General features: G+C 61.1%; 5 protein-coding genes. All 5 read right to left on the reverse strand.

Annotated elements, in window-relative coordinates; all coding sequences use genetic code 11:
* Nucleotides 1–6: 6 nt before the first annotated feature.
* Entirely contained in the window at nt 7–546 is a 540-nt protein-coding gene (locus tag ACW9H9_RS28245) for a hypothetical protein (protein WP_457346646.1), read from the reverse strand.
* Between the two features lie 321 nt (nt 547–867).
* Nucleotides 868–2,010, reverse strand: a complete 1,143-nt coding sequence (locus ACW9H9_RS28250; RefSeq protein ID WP_457346647.1) for an acyl-CoA dehydrogenase family protein — start codon at nt 2,008–2,010, stop codon at nt 868–870.
* A gap of 3 nt (nt 2,011–2,013) precedes the next feature.
* Nucleotides 2,014–3,117, reverse strand: coding sequence for an enoyl-CoA hydratase/isomerase family protein (locus ACW9H9_RS28255; protein WP_457346648.1), 1,104 nt, complete (start codon nt 3,115–3,117; stop codon nt 2,014–2,016).
* A gap of 130 nt (nt 3,118–3,247) precedes the next feature.
* On the reverse strand, nt 3,248–3,946 hold the full coding sequence (locus ACW9H9_RS28260) for an HPP family protein (RefSeq protein ID WP_457346649.1): 699 nt from the start codon (nt 3,944–3,946) through the stop codon (nt 3,248–3,250).
* 179 nt (nt 3,947–4,125) lie between these two features.
* Nucleotides 4,126–4,429, reverse strand: a 304-nt coding sequence (locus ACW9H9_RS28265; RefSeq protein ID WP_457346650.1) for a type VI secretion system contractile sheath small subunit, incomplete at its 5' end; no start/stop codon positions are given.

A 4,429-nucleotide genomic window follows, 5' to 3' on the forward strand; every position in this document is an offset into this window, starting at 1 on the left:
GCAAACTCAGCGGCCAAGGCCATGATGAGTTACACCACTTCCAGGGACACGATCCGAACACAAAATTTCTGACACCCTCCCGGCGCATTTCCCGTCATGCCGGTCAAGGTATGCCTCATAGTCCTTACCCGGCTCAGGAGTAAATACTCGGGTAGGCGGCACACAAAACACTTGGTCGGTGACCATTTTCATCAAGACCACAGAAGGGGCTCCTGCGGGGATAACAAACTCTGAGTACGACTCGCCATAGCTCAGATGGTCGCTTCTCCATGACGCAGGCATTCCTATACTTCGTTTGGTGTGTTGTCCTAGGGTGGAATTGACCTTATCTGCAACGGTATAGCCGTAGGCAAAAAGAGGTTCTTTGCTCGAAGCGCAGTCTTGTCCAGGATTGATTGCGACGGGCAAACCGTTGTTTCCGAAAAGACGGATCCTTGCGGAGGTTGTCTGATCGTAAGGCTGCTCTTGTATCGGCTGCTCGTAATTAGTAGAGCCACAGCCACTCAGCAACAGCGCAGAAAAAAGGGCCAGCAAACAGATGTTCAAAAACAACTCCTTGGTTTAGATATCAACCCGTTATCGGCAAGTATTTTGAATACCTAAATGTCCCTGTTGACGCAATCGGAAAGCAATCTCTAGAACAGGGCCTTGAAGGGGGCAGCGCTTCCCGACGCACCAGGCGAGCGGAAATTGCAAAGCTGCCGGGAGCGCATGGACGGGTGCCTGTGTAACATCTCAAGGTGTGTCGGGCAGACGCTCCGGTCAACGTGCTCGCTGGATCGGAACAGCACATCTGGCTCATAAAGGCCCCCGATCAGGTATTCAGGCGTATTCCAGCGCAGCCTTGAATCTGATCGGGGGCATGTCCTAACGCTTCAACGCCCGCGCAATCACCATCCGCTGTATCTCGCTGGTGCCCTCGTAAATCTGCGTGATCCGCGCGTCGCGGTAGTAGCGTTCCACCGGGTAGTCCTCTAGATAGCCATAGCCGCCGTGGATCTGCATGGCGGACGAGCAGACTTTTTCGGCCATTTCCGAGGCGAACAGTTTGGCCTGGGAGGCTTCCGACAGGCAGGGCTTGCCTGCGCTTCTGAGCCTTGCGGCGTGCAGGATCAGCAGGCGGGCGGCGTTCAGGCGGGTGTGCATGTCGGCCAGCAGGTTGGCCACGCTCTGGTGTTCGATGATTGCCTTGTCGAACTGCGTGCGCTCCTGGGCGTAGGCCAGGGCTGCGTCAAACGCGGCGCGGGCGATGCCCAGGGCTTGGGCGGCGATGCCGATGCGGCCGCCTTCGAGGTTGGAGAGGGCAATGGCCAGGCCTTTGCCGCGCTCGCCGAGCAGGTTGGCTTCAGGCACGCGGCAGTGGTTCAGGGTGACGGCGCAGGTGTCCGAGGCGCGGATGCCCATTTTGTGTTCGGTGCGGTCCACCACAAAACCCGGGGTGTCGGTGGGCACCAGAAAGGCGGAAATGCCTTTTTTGCCCAGCGCCGGGTCGGTCACGGCAAACACGATCGCCAGTTTGGCGCGCTTGCCGTTGCTCACAAACTGTTTGGCGCCGTTGATCACCCAGTGGCCGTCGTGCAGTTCGGCGCGGGTGCGTAGGTTGTGGGCTTCGGAACCGGCCTGCGGTTCGGTCAGGCAAAAGCAGCCAATGGCCTGGCCGCTGGCAAGCTGCGCCAGCCAGGTTTCCTTTTGCGCTTGTGAGCCGTAGTTGAGAATAGGCCCGCAACCCACTGAATTGTGGATACTCATCAGCGCACCCGTGGCGCCGTCGCCTGCCGAGATTTCTTCCACTGCCAGGGCATAGGCCACGTAGTCAACGTAGGTGCCGCCCCATTCTTCGGGCACCACCATGCCCAACAAACCCAATTCGCCCATCTTGGCCACCAGGGCGTCGTCGATCCAGCCGGCTTTTTCCCAGGCCTGGGCGTGGGGGGCGATTTCGCCTCGGGCAAAGTCCCGAGCCATGTCGCGGATCATGATCTGTTCTTCCGTAAATTCAATATCTTGCATGGCTTAGTTCCTGTTCTGCTCGAAGCCTTGGAAGAAGCTGTCGACGTGGGCGGCGTCCAGCGCTTGCAGGGTGGGCGGGTTCCAGCGCGGGGTCTTGTCCTTGTCGATCAGCAGGGCGCGCACGCCTTCGATCAAGTCACCCCGGGCGAACCATTGCCGGTCCAGGTGCAGTTCCAGGGCGAAGCAGTGTTCCAGCGGCAGGTCGCGGCCCTGGCGCAGCATCTGCAACGTCACCGCCATGGCCAGGGGCGAGCGGGTGAGCATCAGGTCGGCGGTGGCCTGCGCCCACTCCCGGCTCTGGGCAACGCTGACCTGCTGCAGCTGTTCGACGATGGCGGGCACGTCTGGCAGGGCGAAGAAGTGGTCGATGGCCGGGCGCAGGGCGGCCAGCGGGGCGTCGGGCAGTTGCTGCACCGCCAGGGTGGCGAGCAGGCTTTGCAAGTCTTTGAGCGGGGAGGTGCGCCAATTCAGGTGGTCGAGTTGGCGGTCCAGTTCGGCGAGTTTGCTGCTGTCCAGATACCAGTCCGCCAACCCGCAGTACAGCGCGTCGGCGGCGCGAATCTGCACGCCGGTCACGCCCAGGTAGATCCCCAGTTCACCGGGAATACGCGGCAGGAAATAGCTGCCGCCCACGTCCGGGAAATAGCCGATGCCGACTTCCGGCATGCCCAGTCGGCTGCGCTCGGTGACCAAGCGCACGTCGGCGCCTTGTACCAGGCCCATGCCGCCGCCCAGTACAAAGCCGTCCATCAGCGCCAGGATCGGTTTGCGGTAGTGGTGGATGGCGAGGTCCAGCGCGTATTCCTCGACAAAAAAGTCTTCGTGCAGCGTGTCGCCGCCTTTGAAGCTGTCGTAGAGCGAGCGGATATCGCCGCCCGCGCAAAAGGCCTTTTCGCCGCTGCCGCGCAACACCACGGCGTGCACGTCGGTGTCGTCGGCCCAGGCCTGCAAGTGGCGGTTGAGGCTGCGGACCATGTCCAGGGTGAGGGCATTCAGGCCCGCGGGGCGATTGAGGGTGAGGTGGCCGATATGGTTACGCACCTCGGCCAGGACTTCATGTGTGCGGATTTCGGCATCGCGTGGCTCGGATAAAACCTGAGCAGTCATCTCTAACTCCCTGCTTTTATTGTTCTTTATCAAGGTGTTCGCGAACGAACCATCTCGCGATGCTACCAGTGCAAATTTGCCCAGTACAACCCGGATACGTGCAGGTCAGGTTTGCATTTTTGCAGCGCCCTCAGCGCTGGAACACGGCCCCGATGGCGCGTCGGCGAGCATGCCGCTCACTGGCCTGGATCAAATCTTCAAGCTCCTGTGGGGTGACGTCAAAGAATTGCTCGCGCTCGGCCAGCGCCCGTTGCAGGTCCTGGGCGGTAATGCCGGGGTTCTCCACCGAAGTGGGCATAAACGCTGGCGCCGGGGTTTCGAGGGCGCCTTTGGGGTAACGCGTGCGCGTCGCGTTGTTGTAGGCCAGGGCAAACGTCAGCAAAGCGCCCGCGCCGAGCATGACCGCGCCCAGTTCGTGCCAACCCAAGGCGACCGAGGCGGGGTCTGCCAGCACCAGGCTCATCGCCAGGCCGCCTGCCGGTGGGTGCAGGCAACGCAGCCAGCAGATCAGGATGACCGTCATGCCAGCGGCCAGGCAGGCGCTTTCCAGGGAGCGACCGAGCACCCGCGCCACCAGCAATGCCACCACGCCCGCACATAAATAGCTGCCGATAATCGACCAGGGCTGCGCCAGCGCGCCGGATGAGACGGCAAACAGCAGCACGGCCGAGGCACCCAGCGGGCCGATCAGGTGCAAGGCGACCTCCCTGCCAAAAAGCTGGGCACACACCCACACGGCAAACAAAGTGCCCAGCGCCATGCCCAAGGCGGCGCGGCTCCATTCGGTAGGGCGGGTGTTGATGGCAGAGGGCAACCAGCGTGCGAGCATCGGACAGGTCCATGGCAAAAGGCGGGCAAAAAAAAGGACTTGTCGGGTTGCCCGGAAAAGTCCTTTAAAACTCAGTTCCTGCATTGGGGGAGGAACAGGCGTAGTGTGCCGATCGGTTTAGGCTGACGCCAATGCATATTAATGAAGGTTAAGTGCAAGTATTTTGCAGTTAAATGCATTCAGCGCGCGGAAAACGGGGTGAGCGGGCCGCTGACTTTGCCCAGCACCCGCTCGCTCGCCTCGTCGTTGAACAGCAGGTTGTGTACGTTTTCCCGAAGGCCAGGGTCATTTGCCAGCGGGCCGTTGAGCGCCACCACCGCATCGCGCAACTCCATCAGCCGGTCCAGTTTGGGCACCGGAATATAACCTGCGTTAACCCGGGTTGCGGGCGAAGACGCCGGGGCCGCGGACAGTAGCGAACCGGCCTGGTTAGGGAAATCCTGAAGAAGACTTCCAAATATGGTGAAATACGCCGATCCCGTT

The organism is Pseudomonas sp. SDO5215_S409 (assembly GCF_054071325.1).